This window comes from Micromonospora sp. USAFONa4 (genome assembly GCF_057197825.1).
Genome location: NZ_CM170072.1, coordinates 6,597,145 through 6,614,000, shown reverse-complemented (window position 1 = coordinate 6,614,000; position 16,856 = coordinate 6,597,145). Strand labels below are relative to the sequence as shown.

12 protein-coding genes are annotated in these 16,856 nt (G+C 73.7%); 3 read left to right on the top strand and 9 right to left on the bottom strand.

The window, feature by feature from the left end; genetic code table 11:
- Positions 1–178 precede the first annotated feature (178 nt).
- The 3 genes from AC0OO9_RS28525 to AC0OO9_RS28515 form a co-directional block, all read right to left on the bottom strand.
- A complete protein-coding gene (locus tag AC0OO9_RS28525) occupies positions 179–1,066 on the bottom strand; it encodes an SDR family oxidoreductase (protein ID WP_484513720.1) in 888 nt (295 codons plus the stop codon).
- 226 nt (positions 1,067–1,292) lie between these two features.
- Entirely contained in the window at positions 1,293–2,693 is a 1,401-nt protein-coding gene (locus AC0OO9_RS28520) for a glycoside hydrolase family 10 protein (protein ID WP_484513718.1), read from the bottom strand.
- A 232-nt stretch (positions 2,694–2,925) separates the two neighbouring features.
- Positions 2,926–3,831 carry an ATP-grasp domain-containing protein gene (locus AC0OO9_RS28515; RefSeq protein WP_484513716.1) on the bottom strand — a complete coding sequence of 302 codons (906 nt, stop codon included), beginning with the start codon at positions 3,829–3,831 and terminating at the stop codon, positions 2,926–2,928.
- A 104-nt stretch (positions 3,832–3,935) separates the two neighbouring features.
- Here AC0OO9_RS28515 and AC0OO9_RS28510 point away from each other — a divergent pair, with 104 nt between their 5' ends.
- The gene (locus AC0OO9_RS28510) at positions 3,936–4,223 is read left to right on the top strand and encodes a DUF1905 domain-containing protein (protein ID WP_484513714.1); all 288 of its coding nucleotides are present in this window, start codon (positions 3,936–3,938) and stop codon (positions 4,221–4,223) included.
- Between the two features lie 80 nt (positions 4,224–4,303).
- Here the strand turns inward: AC0OO9_RS28510 and AC0OO9_RS28505 are convergent, their stop codons facing one another.
- Complete coding sequence (locus AC0OO9_RS28505; RefSeq protein ID WP_484513712.1) at positions 4,304–6,112, bottom strand: DUF6461 domain-containing protein; 1,809 nt, start codon at positions 6,110–6,112, stop codon at positions 4,304–4,306.
- A 400-nt stretch (positions 6,113–6,512) separates the two neighbouring features.
- Here AC0OO9_RS28505 and AC0OO9_RS28500 point away from each other — a divergent pair, with 400 nt between their 5' ends.
- A complete protein-coding gene (locus AC0OO9_RS28500; RefSeq protein WP_484518076.1) occupies positions 6,513–8,381 on the top strand; it encodes an adenylyl cyclase in 1,869 nt (622 codons plus the stop codon).
- 57 nt (positions 8,382–8,438) lie between these two features.
- Here AC0OO9_RS28500 and AC0OO9_RS28495 read toward each other — a convergent pair whose 3' ends face one another.
- Positions 8,439–8,798 (bottom strand): hypothetical protein, encoded by a 360-nt coding sequence (locus AC0OO9_RS28495; protein WP_484513710.1) that lies wholly within the window; start codon positions 8,796–8,798, stop codon positions 8,439–8,441.
- A gap of 223 nt (positions 8,799–9,021) precedes the next feature.
- On the opposite strand from AC0OO9_RS28495, the gene AC0OO9_RS28490 reads away from it, so the two are divergent.
- Positions 9,022–10,371, top strand: coding sequence for a carbohydrate-binding protein (locus AC0OO9_RS28490; protein WP_484513708.1), 1,350 nt, complete (start codon positions 9,022–9,024; stop codon positions 10,369–10,371).
- An 86-nt stretch (positions 10,372–10,457) separates the two neighbouring features.
- Here the strand turns inward: AC0OO9_RS28490 and AC0OO9_RS28485 are convergent, their stop codons facing one another.
- The 4 genes from AC0OO9_RS28485 to kdpB form a co-directional block, all read right to left on the bottom strand.
- Positions 10,458–11,141: a response regulator gene (locus AC0OO9_RS28485; protein WP_484513706.1), complete on the bottom strand. Its 684-nt coding sequence runs from the start codon at positions 11,139–11,141 to the stop codon at positions 10,458–10,460.
- Complete coding sequence (locus AC0OO9_RS28480; RefSeq protein ID WP_484513704.1) at positions 11,138–13,690, bottom strand: sensor histidine kinase; 2,553 nt, start codon at positions 13,688–13,690, stop codon at positions 11,138–11,140. The genes AC0OO9_RS28485 and AC0OO9_RS28480 overlap by 4 nt, the downstream gene beginning before the upstream one ends.
- A 91-nt stretch (positions 13,691–13,781) precedes the next feature.
- On the bottom strand, positions 13,782–14,663 hold the full coding sequence (locus AC0OO9_RS28475) for a potassium-transporting ATPase subunit C (protein ID WP_484513702.1): 882 nt from the start codon (positions 14,661–14,663) through the stop codon (positions 13,782–13,784).
- Positions 14,663–16,843, bottom strand: a complete 2,181-nt coding sequence (gene kdpB / locus AC0OO9_RS28470; protein ID WP_484513700.1) for a potassium-transporting ATPase subunit KdpB — start codon at positions 16,841–16,843, stop codon at positions 14,663–14,665. The genes AC0OO9_RS28475 and kdpB overlap by 1 nt, the downstream gene beginning before the upstream one ends.
- Positions 16,844–16,856 lie beyond the last annotated feature (13 nt).

Sequence of the window (16,856 nt, the reverse complement as noted above, 5' to 3'; positions counted from 1 at the left end):
ATTGTGCGGAACTGTACGGATCCGTTCCGCACAATGGATCGACCCATTCCGCACGCTCGGGTCGACTCGGGTCCGTGGCGACGTAGGTCGCGATGATCGCGCCCGTGCCGGTCACCTGGCTGTCGGCCGGCCGCGGTCGAAGTAGCGGGCATGCCAGTCGCGAGCAGCAGGGCGGCGTCTACTGCCGGCCGGTGAAGTCCTCCACGTGGTCGCGAGCCCACTGCGCGAACGTCAGTGCGGGCCGGCCCAGCAGGTGCCGGACGGTGTCGGTGACCGGCTCGGGTTGCGTGACCATCGCCGCGTGGCCGGCGATGATCGCGGCGGCTACGCCCGCCGGCATCGTGGGGAAGAGCTCGGCGGCGGCCTGTGCGGAGTCCGTCTCCTCGTAACGCAGGGTCCGGCCGAGCGCGGCACCGATCGCCGCGAGCTGCTCGACCTGCGTCAGTTGCTCGGGGCCGCTCAGGTGGTGGGCCGCGCGCTGGTGCCGATCGTCCGTCAGCAGCCGCGCCGCCACCGCCCCGAGGTCCGCCTCGTGCACCAGGGCCCGTCTGGCCTGGGGAACGAACCACCGCAGTACGTCCGACTGCTGGATCTGCGGCGCCCACGCCAGGGTGTTCGCGGCGAAGCCGCTGGAGCGCAGGAAGGCGTACTCGGCGGCCGATCCTGCGAGCAGGCCCTCCAGATGGGCGTGGGAGCCCAGGATGGTCCCGTCCGGCTCAGCGACAGCGTCGGGGTCGTCCGGCACGCCGTGGGCGGACAGATAGACGATGCGCCTGACCCGCTCGGCGAGCGTCGCCACCAACCGACCTGCCGCCCGGTCGGCGGTGACCGACGGGAAGACGAGGAACAGCCCGTCCACACCGTCCAGCGCGGCGCTCAGGCTGTCGGGCGCGGTGAGATCACCGCCGACCACCTCCACCTGCGGCCCCAGGACCCCCGATGCCCTCGCCGGGTCGCGGGACAACACGCGCACCCGCACGCCCTCGGCCTCGACGAGCCGGGCGACGACCTGCCCGCCCACTCGCCCGGTCCCCCCGGTCACCAGTACCGTCCGCTTCACGCTCATACCGACCACGCCCTGATCCGCTCGACCGAACCTGCCGGGTCGACGGTAGAAGTTGAAGTGGACTTTAGGGCAAGTGCCGGAGGACCGGCCCACAGTGGCCGGCGGGGGACTCCGGCAGCCCGACGACCATCCAGGGCGGACCGCTGTAGCGCCCGTGCGGGCGGGAGGCGCGTACGGCGCCGGCGGCCCGGCGCGGATTGCTCCCTGCGCCGGGCCGTCGGACGGGTCAGCTCGCGGTGCAGGTGGGCGTGCCGGTCGGGCCGGTCCCGGTGCCCTGGAAGCCGAACTCCGTGGTGGCTCCGGCGGAGAGCCGGCCGTTGTAGTCGACGTTGCGGAACGTCACGGCGCCGCTGGTCCCGGTGCCGCGCGCGCTCCACGTGTTGGTGATCGTCGCGCCGCCCGGCAGGGTGAGGGCGACCGCCCAGCCGTTGATCGCCGCGGCGCCTGCGGTGACGCGTACCGTGGCGACGAAGCCGCCGTTCCACGAGTTCAGCGACACCGTCGCGGCGCAGTCGCCGGACGGCGGCGGGGTGGTGGGCGGCGCGGTGGTCGGGGGCGCGGTGGTGGGCGGCGGAGTGGTGCCGCCGTTGAGGGCCTCGAGGGTGGCGGTGTAAGCCGGCTTCTTGTTGCCGCTGCCGTCGAAGAGCAGCGGGGTGCCGCTGGCCCGCCAGGAGTCCGTGTCCCGGATGCCCCACACGGTGATGCCGGTGCAGCGGGTCACGGCGAGGCAGTCGTTGACCACATTGCGGTACGCGGTGGCCTGGCTGGCGCCGGAGCCCTCGATGTCCAGCTCGGTGATCTGCACGTCGACGCCGAGCGCCGCGAAGCTGGACAGCGTGGTGCGGTAGTTGCCCGGGTAGGGCGAGGCGCTGTTGAAGTGCGACTGGAGGCCCACGCAGTCGATCGGCACGCCCCGGGCCTTGAAGTCGCGGACCATGTTGTAGACGGCCTGGGTCTTCGCGTGCGACCAGTCGTCGGTGTTGTAGTCGTTGTAGCACAGCTTCGCGGTCGGGTCGGCGGCGCGCGCGGCGCGGAACGCCACCTCGATCCAGTCGTTGCCGGTGCGTTGCAGGTTCGAGTCGCGGCGGGCCCCGCTGCCGCCGTCGGCGAACGCCTCGTTCACCACGTCCCAGGAGTGGATCTTGCCACGGTAGTAGGTCGCGACCTGGGTGACGTGGTTGACCATCGCCTGGCGCAGCGCGCTGCCGCTGAGGTTCTGCGCCCACCCCGGCTGCTGGGAGTGCCAGGCCAGGGCGTGGCCGCGCACCTGCATCCCGTTGGCGCGGGCGTGGTTGACGATCCGGTCGGCGTTGGCGAAGGTGAACTGGCCCTGGGACGGCTCGGTGGCGTCCCACTTCATCTCGTTCTCCGGGGTGACCGAGTTGAACTCCCGGTTGAGGATCCCGACGTACGTGGCGTCGGAGAGCTTGTGGGCGGCGACCGCGGCGCCGAAGTAGCGCCCCTTCTCGGCGGCGGACGCCCCCAGGGTCGTGCCGGCGCTGGCGCCTGACGCCACCGCGACCGTCGTGGCGGCGACGGCGAGACCGACCACGACCGACGCCAGCGCGACGCGTGGCCGCCGGCGGGTCACCGGGCGCCCGCTGGCACGGGCGAGCATGTTGTCCATGGCAGAGCCTTTCGATGAGCCGATTGGATGAGAAGGCCGCCTCGGCAACCGCCCGCCACGGCGTGGGGCCGGTGGAGTGGTCGCCCGGAGACCACGCCGCCGTCAGCATCCTCGACACCGTGAGTTGATCGAAGCCCTTCCATCGGACCGTATCGGAACATGTCCGGAACCTCAACGCCCGGTTATCGGATTCTTTCGATAGTTGCATGCCGCATCATCGCCTCGGACAGGCTCACACCCTGCCCGTGAGTCGGACCGGCGTCGATCGGAGCACCGGAAGTTTCGGAGGCCAGGATCTGCGGCGCAGGACGTCGACCAGAGCGGCCGGCTCGATGGTGGATGGTCGGTCGCTGACCTGCCCGTCACCGAGTTCGACGATCCGCCAGACCCCGTCGGCGCGCAGGGCCAGGTCCACGGTCACGAACGGCAGGCCCAGCGCCGCCACCGCACCGCTCACCGGGCCCGCGTCGAACGCCTCAGGCGGCGTGTCGTGCGGACTGTCGGGATGGGCGCCGACGAGGACGCAGACGCCGTCGACCCACCACGTGCGGACCTCGGCGGTGGTGAACCGCTCGAACCGGCGCAGGACCAGGCCGCCGACGAGGTCGTCGCCGCGCAGGTCGACAAAGCGGCTGGCGACCCGCCAGGCGGCGTCGCCGTCGTCGACATCCGGGATGAACGCCGCCTCGTGCCAGTGGTGCTTCATCGACTTGGTGTAGTCGCGCAGCACCGCCGCCCCGCCGCCGAGCGCGCGCCTCGCCCGGTCGAATTCGGCACGCTCGGTGCCGACCGTCCACGCCGAGCGTGGCGTCAGCTCGACCAGGTCCGGGTACCAGCCCGGCAGCTCGTGGGCGCGCCGGTACTGCTCGCCGCTCGTACGCAGGCTGACGCCCCGTCGGGCCAACGCGTCCGCGAAGGCGGCGTACCGCTCGCTGCGCAGCATCCAGCCGCGGTAGACCGCGACGCCCTCGGCCGTCACCCGCGACACCGCCCGCGACACGTCGTCGCCACGGGCCAACGCGTCGTGGTCGACGACGGCGACCTCGACGCCGGCCTCCCGGGCGGCGCGGGCCTCCGGCGCGAAGTGGGCGTCCGGGTGGCGCGGTCGTAGCGGGTCCGAGGCGACGATCAGGAGCACGGTTGCATGCTGCCCCATCGGCGCCGACGACGCGAGCGCCGCGGGACCGGCCGGCGGCACTCCGCCGTCGCGAGGAAGTCGGTCCCCGCTCCTATGCTGAGCCGATGGACCTGGAGTTCGGTGGTGAGCTGTGGTTCTGGCGGGGCCCTGCGCCGTGGCACTTCGTCACCGTCCCCGAGGACGGCTGCCAGGAGTTGGCCGCGCGATCCGCGGGCGTGAGCTACGGCTGGGGCATGATCCCGGTCGCGGCCCGGATCGGAAAGACCGGCTGGAGCACCTCGCTGTTTCCCAAGGACGGGCGCTACATCGTGCCGGTGAAGGCGGCCGTGCGACGGGCCGAGAGGCTGGCGGTGGGAGACACGGTGACGGTCCGGCTGGTCGTCGACGCGTGACCGGCCCACGCCACGCGCAGCAGCGCGACCGCAGCCGACGACGTTCCTGACACGGGCACACCGGGCTGCGGCCGGCGCGGCTACAGGGTGGGCAGGTCCGGCAGGATCCGGAAGGCGACGTCGGCGGACTCGATCCGGGCGAGGTCCTCGGCGGTGATGCCGTAGCCGGTGAACCGCTGCACCGCGACCAGTCCCATCAACTCCTTGCCACGGTGGTGGTCGGCGAAGTCGAGGCCCGCGAGCGCCTCCGCCACCGGTGGTGGCGCACCGAGGTCGCCGAAGGGCTCCACCGACAGCAGCACCTCGCCGCGCTCGGCGAACGACAGTCGGGTCAGCGCGTTGACGTTCCAGAACATGCTGGCGGCCCGGCCGCCGGCGGACGCGCGCGTCAGCACGGGACCCCTCGACCCCTGCCAGTCGTTGTACTCGACGGCGAGCACGGCGCCGCCGACGTCCAGCACCGCCACCCACGGGTCGCTCGAGCGCCGCCGCATCAGGTCCTCGCGCAGGGCCCGCATCGACTCCGGTCGGGTCGGGTCCGCCCCGAAGGCGCGCAACACGTCCGGCACACCTGCCCCGGCCACCACCGTCACCGTCGCGGCCACGTTCAGGGTGCTCCGACGCAGCCACCGGTAGGCGGCTTCGGGCCGTTGGGGCCGCGCCGGCTCCGGTTCGCCGCGCAGCCGGTGGCCGAGCCGGTCCGTACGGGCATGCACGATCTCGGGCGCGGCGGGCGCCTGCCACACCACCAGTTCGTAGTGTTCGACGTCGGGTTCGTCGGTCTCGTCCCGCCCCCAGGCGTGCACCCGCAGCCGGTAGTCGCCCGGCCAGGGCGGGGTGGCCCGACTCAGGCGCGACTCACCGGCGCGGGGCCCGAGCACCGAGGCGCCGCCGACAGCCGCCTGCCAGCTGACCTCGACGATCTCCTCCCAGCCGGTCGCGACGTCCGGTGGCGGCCCGTCCAGGATGCTCAACATGATCCGCACGTGTCCGCTCTCGACACCGGTGCGGATCACCGCACCGCCCGGGACGACCGCGACCAGTCCGTTGCCGCCGAAGTCGACCTCCGGGGCACCGGTGCCCTCCAACAGCGCGAACCGGTGCCCCGACACCAGCGCCGACCCGCTGGAGTGGCGGGGCAGCAGGTACTCCGCCCGGGCCCGGGCGAGCACGGCCAGGGCGTAGCCGGCAGGCATCGGGGCCTGCCGGAGCAGCAGGACGGCGGTGCCGATCGCCACGCCGAGCACGGCCGGCGCCTCGGTGGCCCAGGGGTGGATGCCCACCCGGTGCAGGACGGCGGTGGCGGTGGCGGTGGCCAGCGCGAGCTGGGCCGCACCGTGCGCCGCGGCGATGTCCTGCTCGGCGGTGATCCCCGGTTCCACCGCCAGGAGGGCGGCCACCCGCGGGTGGGTGGCCAGCCGGCGCGCCAGCGCGGCGACCAGCGACGACACGCCGGGCCGGAGTTGCTCCAGCACGGCTACGCCGTTGATCGCCTCGCTCTGCCCGCCCACGCTCACGATGGAGAACGCGCCGGTGACCGGTGCGCCCAGGAGACCGGCCAGATCCGGGCTGCCGCCCGCCAGGTCCAGCTCCGCCACGGTCAGTTCCAGCGCGCCGAGCAGGCGTTCGACGAGCAACGGCGGCAGCGAGCCGAGAGCGTCCCGCACCGGCGAGTCGTCCGGCCCCGCCCCGGAGCGGATCCGGGCCACCGCCCGGTGACCGACAGTGGATTCGCGGATCGGCCAGGTACCGCCCTCGTCGGCTGCCCGCAGCCGGCCGAGCTCGGCCGCCGGTGCCGCCGGAACACGGGCGACGACGAGTGGCAGCGCGGCGGCCACCGGCCCCGACAACTCCGCCACCACCGCATCAGGAACCTCGATCACACGCACCCCCGCCGCCCTGCCGTACCGGAAGGCACATTCCTACCAGCGACGGCCGACACCGACACCGATCGAGCCAGCAGGGGCACGCACCCGCGTCGTGCGGTGCGCGGCCCGGCGCGGTGCCTCCGCGAGAATCCGCCCTGATCGCGGCGGCGCAGCAGTAGCGCCGGGCGGATCGACAGGGTAGAAACATGCCAACCCTTCTTTCACGCCGTGATAGAAGTCGCGATGGCGAGAGAGCGCTCTCACGAAGGCGTCGTCCCCCGCCGCCGCCCCAGGAGGCAGGTCGACGACGACCGCGAGCCGGCCATCGGCGCACCCACCCGCGCCGTGCCGGAACACCTCCCCCACCACGTCGCCGAGCCCGGCGCCCGCGCCCGGCCGGCGGAGAGGACGAACGATGAGAATGCAGTCCCCCGACGCGCGCCGACGGCTCCGCCGGACGCTCGCCCTCGGCCTGGTGCTGACGGCCGTCGCCAGCACCACCGGCACGGCCGTCGCCGCCGGACCGGCCCGGCACGGCGCCCCGGACTTCGGGCCCAACGTGACGATCTTCGACCCCGACACACCGGTCGCCGAGATCCAGGCGACCCTCGACGCGACGCACGCCCGGCAGGTCGACGCCGAGATGGGCACCGCGCGGCACGCGTACCTCTTCAAGCCCGGCAGCTACGGTACGGACACGCAGCCCCTGCACGCGAAGGTCGGCTACTACACCGAGGTCTCCGGCCTGGGCGCCTCCCCCACCGACGTCACCGTCAACGGCAAGATCGAGACCTACAACCGCTGCCTCGAAGGCGGCGGGACCGGCAACTGCATCGCCCTGGTCAACTTCTGGCGCACCCTGTCCAACCTGTCGCTGTCCGTCAACGCCACCGGCCAGGACGGCTGCCGCTCCTCGGCGAACTTCTGGGCGGTCTCCCAGGCGGTCTCCATGCGCCGCCTCGACATCAGCGGCGGCGGCCTGTCCCTGATGGACTACTGCACCGCTGGCCCGCAGTACGCCAGCGGCGGCTTCATCGCCGACTCCCGGCTGCCCGCCACCACCAACGGCTCCCAGCAGCAGTGGCTGACCCGCAACAGCGAGGTCGAGAGCTGGTCCAACGCGGTGTGGAACCAGGTCTTCGCGGGCACCGTGGGCGCCCCCGACGACGCCGACTTCCCCGACCCGCCGTACACGACGCTGGACACCACGCCCCTGAGCAGGGAGAAGCCGTACCTGTTCGTCGACGACCGGGGCCGCTACCAGGTCCGCGTCCCCGCCGTCCGGCGGGACAGCCGGGGCATCTCCTGGGGCGACGGCATGACGCCGGGGCGCACCATCGGCATCCGCGACTTCTTCATCGCCAAGCCGTCCGATCCGGTGCACGTCATCAACGCCCAGCTCGCCCGCGGCAAGCACCTGCTGCTCACCCCCGGGGTGTACGACATCGCCCGCAGCATCGAGGTCCGGCGGCCCGACACCGTGGTGCTCGGCATCGGTCACGCCACGCTCACCGCCGTACACGGCGCCGTGCCGCTGGACGTCGCCGGCGTGCCCGGTGTCGTCGTCGCCGGGGTGACCATCGACGCCGGCCCGACCGAGTCGCCGGCGCTGCTGCGGGTGGGGCGCGAGCACGGCCGCAACGCCAGCACCCCGCGCAACCCGATCACGCTCTCCGACGTGTACTTCCGCGTCGGCGGGCCGCACGTCGGCAGGACGGACACCGCGCTGGAGGTCAACGCCGACCACGTCCTGATCGACCACACCTGGGTGTGGCGCGGGGACCACGGCGTCGAGGGCTTCACCGAGGGCGTCAACGGCGACACCGACCGCTGGCGGACCAACACCGGTCGCTACGGCGCCGTCATCAACGGCGACCACGTGACGGCCACCGGCCTGTTCGTCGAGCACTTCCAGCGCTACAACACGGTCTGGAACGGTGAGCACGGCACGACGATCCTCTACCAGAACGAGCTGCCGTACGACCCGCCGACGCAGGCCGACTGGATGAACGGCGCCGTCGAGGGCTGGGCCGGCTACAAGGTCGGCGACCGGGTGCGGCACCACACGCTGCACGGCGGCGGGGTGTACGTGTTCAACCAGAACAACCCGTCGATCCGCACGGAGAACGGCTTCGAGGTCCCCGTCGCCCCGGGCGTCAGGCTGCACCACGTCATGACCGTGAACCTGAGCGCCGGCACGATCGACCACGTGGTCAACGGCGTGGGCGCGGCGGCCGACACGACGCGGGTCGGCGAGCCCGTCTACGTCACGCGGTATCCCGCTGCGTAACCGCTGCGGGAGTCCGGGTAGGACGGGGCGCGCACCCCGCCCCGTCCGACCCGGTCGTCAGCCGGCGCAGTTGTTGTTGCGCGCGGGCTGGGTCAGCTTCTCCTGGGTGCCGAACTTCGCGTAGACCCGCAGGTAACACGGCAGCTCGACGTCGCCGTAGTAGCTCTGCACCTCGTTGGCGTAGTGCGTGGTGCCGCTCTGCGCGACCTGCCAGCCGCCGGCGTCGCCCGACTGGATCTCCCAGTAGACGTCGCCGGAGCAGCCCTGCAGGCCCTGCGACCAGGCGATGATGTTGGCCCCGTTGTAGATCTCGGACTGCACGAGCGTGCAGCTCGCCGCCTGCGCCGGGCTCGCGCCGGCGAGCAGCCCCACGGTCAGCATCGCTCCGGCTCCGACCGCCGACATCAACCTACGCATGCTCGATCTCCTCCACGATGGACGGCAGCTGTCCACCGGAGGGTATCCCGTTCCGGAGATTAGCTCCACGGCCATTGTCGATATTGGCGAAAAGTTTTACCGGCTCCCTCCGACAGCCGCCGGCCGCCCCTCGATGGCCCTCACCGGCACGCCATCTCCGCCCCGACGCTTACATTTAACAAAGTTAATTGATAGCCTCCCGCCATCGACGAGGAGGAATGCCATGCGACTTCGACGTACGATGCCCACGCTGCTGGCCGGCGCGGCGCTCACCGCCACCCTGGCGGCCATGCCCGCCGTGCACGGCCGCGCCGCCGCGGAGACCGCCCCCGACGTCACCGTCGCGGCCTGCACCGCGCCGGCCTGGGCCGAGGGGACCGCGTACGCCGCCGGCAGCCGGGTCAGCTATGCGGGGCGCTCCTACCAGGCGCTGGTGACGCACACGCCCCCGCCGGGCGCCGGCTGGAACCCCGCCGCGACGCCCTCGCTCTGGACCGACCTCGGCGCCTGCGACGGCGGCGGCACACCCGCACCCACCCCGACCGCCACGTCGGGGCCCTCCCCCACCCCGACCCCGACGCCGACGCCCACCACGACGCCCACCCCGCCCGGCCCGGGCACCTGCGCCGGCAAGCCGAAGCCGGCCGGCAAGGTGCTCCAGGGCTACTGGGAGAACTGGGACGGCGCGGCCAACGGCGTCCACCCGCCGCTGGGCTGGATCCCGATCACCGACGCCCGGATCCCCGCGCACGGATACAACGTGATCAACGCGGCGTTCCCCGTCATCCGCGCCGACGGCACCGTGCTCTGGGAGGACGGCATGGACGCCACCGTCAAGGTGCCCACTCCCGCCGAGATGTGCCGTGCCAAGGCGGCCGGCCTGACCATCCTCCTGTCGATCGGTGGCGCGACCGCCGGAATCGACCTCAGCTCGGCCGCGGTCGCCGACCGGTTCATCGCGACCGTCGTGCCGATCCTCCAGCGGTACAACTTCGACGGCATCGACATCGACATCGAGACCGGGCTCACCGGCAGCGGGAACATCTCCCAGCTCTCCCCGTCGCAGGCGAACCTGATCCGCATCATCGACGGGGTGCTCGCGCGGATGCCCGCCGGCTTCGGCCTCACCATGGCGCCCGAGACCGCGTACGTCACCGGCGGCAGCGTCACATACGGCTCCATCTGGGGCGCGTACCTGCCGATCATCAAGCGGTACGCCGACAACGGCCGGCTCTGGTGGCTGAACATGCAGTACTACAACGGCAGCATGTACGGCTGCTCCGGCGACTCCTACCCGGCCGGGACCGTGCAGGGCTTCACCGCCCAGACCGACTGCCTCAACGCCGGACTGGTCGTGCAGGGCACCACCATCCGGGTCCCGTACGACAAGCAGGTCCCCGGGCTGCCGGCGCAGCCCGGCGCCGGGGGCGGCCACATGGCCCCGGCGACGGTGGCCCAGGCGTGGAACACCTACCGGGGCGGCCTGAAGGGCCTGATGACCTGGTCGCTGAACTGGGACGGGTCGAAGGGCTGGACCTTCGGCGACAACGTGCGGGCCCTCCAGGGCCGCTGAGCCACACACCAACCCGGGCGTCGACCGCCGGCCGCACCCCGCGGCCGGCGGTCGGCGCCCCGGAACGCGCGGCGCCGACGTCGCTTTCAGGGCCGGAACCGGTAGCCCATGCCGGGCTCGGTGATGAGGTGGCGCGGGCGGGCCGGATCGTCCTCCAGCTTGCGGCGCAGCTGGGCCATGTACTGGCGCAGGTAGTTGGTCTCGTTCTGGTACTCGGGACCCCAGACGTCGTGCAGGAGCTGGCGCTGGCTGACGAGCTTGCCCGGGTGACGCAGCAACTGTTCGAGCACCCCCCACTGGGTGGGGGTGAGCCGGACGTCGGCGCCGTCGTCCCGGGTGACCGTACGGGCGGCGAGGTCGACGGTGTGCCGGCCGACGCGCAGCGTGGCGGTGGTCGCGTCGGCGCTGACGTGCAGTCGCCGGGTCACGGCGCGGATCCGGGCGAGGAGTTCTTCGATGCCGAAGGGCTTGGTGACGTAGTCGTCGGCGCCGGCGTCCAGGGCCGCGACCTTGTCCTGGCTGCCGGCGCGGCCGGAGAGCACGATGATCGGCACGTGCGTCCAGCCCCGCAGGCCCCGGATGACCTCCACCCCGTCGATGTCGGGCAGGCCGAGGTCGAGCACCACCAGGTCGGGCGGGTCGCTGGCGGCTGCCTTGAGCGCCGCCGTGCCGGTCGCGACGGCCTGCACCTCGTAGCCCCGGACCCGCAGGTTGATCCGCAGGGCACGGACGATCTGCGGTTCGTCGTCGACGACCAGGATGCGGGTCATTCCTGCTGCCCCTCCGCGGCGTCCGAGGTGGCGGCGGGCAACCGCAGCACCATGGTGAGGCCGCCCCCGGGGGTGGTCTCGGGAGTGATGCTGCCACCCATCGCCTCGGCGAGGCCGCGGGAGAGGGCCAGGCCGAGGCCGACGCCGGTGGCGTTGTCCCGGTCGCCCAGGCGCTGGAACGGCAGGAAGACGTGCTCCCACTGGTCCTGCGGGATGCCGGGACCGACGTCGATGACGCGCAGCTCCACCTGGCCGGCGTGGGCGCTGGCGGTGATGGCCGGGGGCCGCCCGGGCGGGCTGTGCCGCAGCGCGTTGGCGACGATGTTGACCAGCACCCGCTCCAGCAGCCCCGGGTCGGCGACGGCGGCGGGCAGGTCGGCGGGGATGTCGGTGCCGACGTCGGCGGCCTGCGGACCCAGCTCGTCCAGGGCCCTCGGCACCGCGTCCTCCAGTCCGATCGGCACGCGGGTCACGCCGAGGGCACCCGCCTGCAGGCGGCTCATGTCCAGCAGGTTCGCCACGAGCCGACCGAGCCGGTCCAGGGACTCGTCGGCGGTGGCCAGCAGCTCGTCCCGGTCGTCCGCGTCGAACTCGACGTCGTGGCTGCGCAGGCTGCTCACCGCGGCCTTCGCCGAGGCCAGCGGCGTACGCAGGTCGTGGCTGACCGCGGCGAGCAGCGCCGTACGCATCCGGTCGGCCTCGGCGAGCGGCCGGGCGCTGGCCGCCTCCTCGGCGAGGCGTTCCTGCCGCAGCGCGACCGCTGCCTGCGCGGCGAACGCCTCCACGACGCGCCGGTCCGCCGCCTCCAGCCGCCGGCCGGAGAGCACCACGGTGAGCCCGTCGTCCACCGGCACGGCCGTCTCGCCCGCGCCCGGGTTGCCCGCCGGGTCCTCGCCGACGCTGGCCACGATCCGCCACGCCCCGTCCTCGCGGGCGTGCCCGGGCCGTCCCCCGGCGTCGGCGACGAGTTCGAGGACGCTGACCGCGCGCAGCCCGAACGTCTCGCGCAGCCGGTCCAGCAGCGCCGGCAGCGGCCGCTCGCCGCGCAGGACGCCTCCGGCCACCGTGGCCAGCGTCTGCGCGTCGGCGGAGGCGCGCGCCGCCTCCCTGGTGCGCCGCGCCGCGACGTCGACGACCCCGCTGACGGCCACGGCGACGGCGACGAAGACGCCCAGGGCGAGCAGGTTGTCGGCCTCGGCGATGGTCAGCGTGCGGAACGGGGGCGTGAAGAACCAGTTGAGCAGCAGGGAACCGCCCAGCGCGGCGACCAGCGCCGGCCACAGCCCGCCGACGAGCGCGACCCCGACGACGCCGGTGAGGAAGAGCAGGATGTCGTTGGTGAGGCTGAGGTCCGGCAGGGCCCGCAGCAGGACCGTCAGCGCCGGCATGCCGAGCCCGGCGAGGCCGAAGCCGAGCAGCCGGCGCCGCCGCGACAGCGCGGCCGGCACGCCCGCGCCGCGCCGCCCCCGGCCCATCTCCGGGTGGGTGACCAGGTGCACGTCGATCGGCCCGGACAGCGCCGTGGTGGTCACCCCCACGCCACGGGAGATCAGCTGGGCGAACCGGCCGCGCCGGCTCGCGCCGAGCACCAGCTGGGTGGCGTTCACGCCCCGGGCGAAGTCGAGCAGCGCCGCCGGGATGTCGGCGCCGAGCACCTGGTGGTACGTGCCGCCGAGGCTCTCCACCAGCACGCGCTGCCGGGCGAGCTGCGCCGGATCGGCGCCGGCCAGCCCGTCGCTGCGGGCGACGTGCACCGCGAGCAGGTCCGCGCCCTTGCTGCGGGCCGCGACCCGCGCGGCGCGGCGGATGAGCGTGGCGCCCTCCGGCCCGCCCGTGAGCGCCACCACCACCCGCTCGCGGGCCTCCCAGGTCTCGGAGATGCCGTGCTGGGCGCGGTAGGCGCCGAGCTGCTCGTCGACCTTGTCGGCCAGCCACAGCAGGGCCAGCTCGCGCAGGGCCGTGAGGTTGCCGACCCGGAAGTAGTTGCCCAGGGCCGCGTCGATGCGGTCCGGCCGGTAGATGTTGCCGTGCGCCATCCGGCGGCGCAGCGCCTCCGGGGTCATGTCGACCAGCTCGACCTGTTCGGCGGCGCGGACCACCGCGTCGGGCACCGTCTCGCGCTGGGTCGTGCCGGTGATGCGCGCGACGACGTCGTTTACCGATTCGAGGTGCTGGACGTTGACGGTCGACAGGACGGTGATGCCGGCGTCGAGCAGCTCCCGCACGTCCTGCCAGCGCTTCTCGTGACGCGAGCCGGGCACGTTGGTGTGGGCCAGCTCGTCGACCACGGCGACCTCGGGCCGCCGGGCGAGCACCGCGTCGAGGTCCATCTCGGTGAACGCGGCGCCGCGGTAGGTCACCACCCGACGCGGCAGCACCTCCAGGTCGCCGACCATCGCGGCGGTCTGGGCGCGACCGTGGGTCTCGACCAGGCCGACCACCACGTCGGTGCCGCGCTCGGCGCGCCGCCGGGCCTCCTCCAGCATCGCGTACGTCTTGCCGACGCCGGGCGCGGCCCCGAGGTAGATGCGCAGTTCTCCCCTGGGCACGCAGCCATCCTCCCTGATCACCGGCACGGCCGGTCGTCGGACCACGGACCACGGGTGGGGCGGGGTGCCCGGCCCCGCCCCACGCCGGCCCTCACGCGACGGGCAGCGCCTCGTCGAGGGCGAGGTTGAGGGCGAGCACGTCGACGGCGGGGGCGCCCATGAACCCGAGCACCCGGCCCCGGGTGTGCGCGGCGACGAGGCGCCGGACCGCCGCCGGGTCCGCGCCCCGCTCACGGGCCACCCGCGCCACCTGGATGTCGGCGTACGCCGGACTGATGTGCGGGTCGAGGCCGCTGCCGCTGGCGGTGACCGCGTCGGCGGGCACGGCGGGGTTCTGTGGCGCGTCGCCCCGCACCGGCACGATCAGAGCGCCGGCGGCCACGAGGTCCTCGCCGGGCCGGGCCAGCTCCACGGCCACCCCGTCGTACGCGGCGAGGAACGGGGTGGCCGGCGCGCTCTGGTTGACGCTGACGACCCGGGTGACGGTGCCGGTCAGCCCGTCGGCGCGGAACACCGCCAGCACCGCCCCCACGCCGTCGGGGGTGCAGTAGGGACGCCGGCCGTCGACGCCGTCGAGTTCGCCGACGGCGCGACTGCGGGCGCAGACCTGGCTGAGCAGGCTCCGGCTCGACGCGCGCGGGTCCACGGCGAGCGTGTCGACCACGCTCTCCGGGCCGAGGTTGGACGCCGCGGTGGCCGTCGGGTCGTAGCCGTCGCCGGCGGCCGACGGCCGGGACTGGAAGTACCGGGGCACGGGGGCACCGTCGGCGTCGGTGAACGCCTGGCCGATCAGGGCGCTGCCGACCGGCCGGCCGTCGGCGGTGAGCAGGGACCCGTCCGCCCTGTCGCGCAGGCCGGGCAGCCGACCGGCGCCGACGAGGGCCAGCGGGTAGGCCAGGCCGAGCAGCACCGTGAAGACCAGCAGCGCGCGCAGCGCGGCCACGTGTGCGGAGAGCCAGGTGGGCAGGCGCATCAGGAGACCCCCGGGAAAAGTTGCAGGAGCAGATCGACGAGCTTGATGCCGACGAACGGCACGACGATGCCGCCGAGGCCGTAGACCAGCAGGTTGCGGCGCAGCAGCCGCGACGCCGACGCCGGCCGGTAGCGCACGCCGCGCAGGGCCAGCGGGATCAGGGCGACGATGACCACGGCGTTGAAGACGACGGCGGCGAGGATGGCCGACTCGGGGCTGGCCAGCCGCATGACGTTCAACGCGTCGAGGCCCGGGTGGATGCCGGCGAACATGGCGGGGACGATCGCGAAGTACTTCGCCACATCGTTGGCGATCGAGAAGGTGGTCAGCGCGCCCCGGGTGATCAGCAGTTGCTTGCCGATCTCCACGATCTCGATCAGCTTGGTCGGGTCGGAGTCCAGGTCGACCATGTTGCCGGCCTCCTTGGCGGCCGACGTGCCGGTGTTCATCGCGACGCCGACGTCGGCCTGGGCGAGGGCGGGGGCGTCGTTGGTGCCGTCGCCGGTCATCGCGACCAGCCGGCCGCCCTGCTGCTCGCGCCGGATGAGGGCGAGCTTGTCCTCGGGGGTGGCCTCGGCGAGGAAGTCGTCGACGCCCGCCTCGGCGGCGATCGCCGCGGCCGTACGCGGGTTGTCGCCGGTGACCATCACGGTGCGGATGCCCATCCGGCGCATCTCGTCGAAGCGCTCCCGCATGCCGGCCTTGACCACGTCCTTGAGGTGGATCACCCCCAGGGCGCGGGCCGGCTCGCCGTCGACGTGCTCGGCGACCACCAGGGGGGTGCCGCCCGCGCCGCTGATCTCGTCGACGATCCGCCCGAGCTGCCCGGCGGGTTCGCCGCCGTGCTCGCGGACCCACCCGGTGACGGCGGAGGCGGCGCCCTTGCGGATCCGCCGGGCTGGCCGGGACACGCCCCCGTCGAGGTCGACGCCGCTCATCCGGGTCTGCGCGGTGAACGGCACGAACGTGGCGTGCGGGAGCAGGCCGGGCTCGCGCCCGCGCAGCCCGAACTCCTGCTTGGCCAGGACGACCACCGAGCGGCCCTCGGGGGTCTCGTCGGCGAGGCTGGCCAGTTGCGCCGCGTCGGCGACGAGGCCCGCGTCGACGCCGTCGACGGGCAGGAACCCGGCGGCCTGCCGGTTGCCGAGGGTGATGGTGCCGGTCTTGTCCAGCAGGAGGGTGTCGACGTCGCCGGCGGCCTCCACGGCCCGGCCGCTCATGGCCAGGACGTTGCGCTGGACCAGGCGGTCCATGCCGGCGATGCCGATGGCCGACAGCAGCGCGCCGATGGTGGTGGGGATGAGGCAGACCAGCAGGGACACCAGCACCACGCCCGGCACGCCGGCGTCGGTGATCGCGCCGTTGTCGGGCGCCGCCGCCTGGTGGCCCTTGGCGAAGACGGCAAGCGGCTGGAGGGTCGCCACCACCAGCAGGAAGACGACGGTGAGCGCGGCGAGCAGGACGTTCAGCGCGATCTCGTTCGGCGTCTTCTGCCGGTTGGCGCCCTCGACCAGCGCGATCATCCGGTCGACGAAGCTCTCCCCCGGCCGCTGGGTGATCCGTACGACGATCCGGTCGGAGAGCACCCGGGTGCCCCCGGTGACCGCGCTGCGGTCGCCACCGGACTCCCTGATCACCGGGGCGGACTCGCCGGTGATGGCCGACTCGTCGACGCTGGCGATGCCCTCCACCACGTCGCCGTCACCCGGGATCAGCTCGCCGGCCGCCACCAGGACGACGTCGCCCTGCGCGAGCTCCGGGGCGGGCACCGCCTCGTCCCGGTACGTGCCGGCCGCGGCGCCCGGCGTCCAGCCGCGCAGGCGGGTGGCCACGGTGTCCTTCCTGGCGTGGCGCAGGCTGGCGGCCTGTGCCTTGCCGCGCCCCTCGGCCACGGCCTCGGCGAGGTTGGCGAAGAGCACGGTCAGCCACAGCCAGGCCGCGACGGCGAACCCGAACGCCGACGGGTCGGCCAGCGCGAGCACGGTGGTGCAGGCCGCGCCGATCTCGACGATCAGCATCACGGGGTTGCGCCACAGGGTGCGGGGGTCGAGCTTGCGCAGCGCGTCGGGCAGCGACCGCAACAGCTGCCGCGCGTCCAGCAGGCCGCCGCCCCGGCCACCGCGTACGGCGGGGGTGCCCGCGTCGGCCCGGGCCTCGGGTGCCCGCGTGTCGACGGTCATGGTCTCTTTCCTC

What these genes read in the sequence shown, in the direction of transcription:
- AC0OO9_RS28510 (WP_484513714.1), top strand. Translation starts at nt 3,936, where the DNA reads ATGGACCTGGAGTTCGGTGGTGAGCTGTGGTTCTGGCGGGGCCCTGCG.
- AC0OO9_RS28485 (WP_484513706.1), bottom strand. Translation starts at nt 11,141, where the DNA reads ATGACCCGCATCCTGGTCGTCGACGACGAACCGCAGATCGTCCGTGCC.
- AC0OO9_RS28495 (WP_484513710.1), bottom strand. Translation starts at nt 8,798, where the DNA reads ATGCGTAGGTTGATGTCGGCGGTCGGAGCCGGAGCGATGCTGACCGTG.
- AC0OO9_RS28520 (WP_484513718.1), bottom strand. Translation starts at nt 2,693, where the DNA reads ATGGACAACATGCTCGCCCGTGCCAGCGGGCGCCCGGTGACCCGCCGG.
- AC0OO9_RS28500 (WP_484518076.1), top strand. Translation starts at nt 6,513, where the DNA reads ATGCAGTCCCCCGACGCGCGCCGACGGCTCCGCCGGACGCTCGCCCTC.
- kdpB (WP_484513700.1), bottom strand. Translation starts at nt 16,843, where the DNA reads ATGACCGTCGACACGCGGGCACCCGAGGCCCGGGCCGACGCGGGCACC.
- AC0OO9_RS28525 (WP_484513720.1), bottom strand. Translation starts at nt 1,066, where the DNA reads ATGAGCGTGAAGCGGACGGTACTGGTGACCGGGGGGACCGGGCGAGTG.
- AC0OO9_RS28475 (WP_484513702.1), bottom strand. Translation starts at nt 14,663, where the DNA reads ATGCGCCTGCCCACCTGGCTCTCCGCACACGTGGCCGCGCTGCGCGCG.
- AC0OO9_RS28490 (WP_484513708.1), top strand. Translation starts at nt 9,022, where the DNA reads ATGCGACTTCGACGTACGATGCCCACGCTGCTGGCCGGCGCGGCGCTC.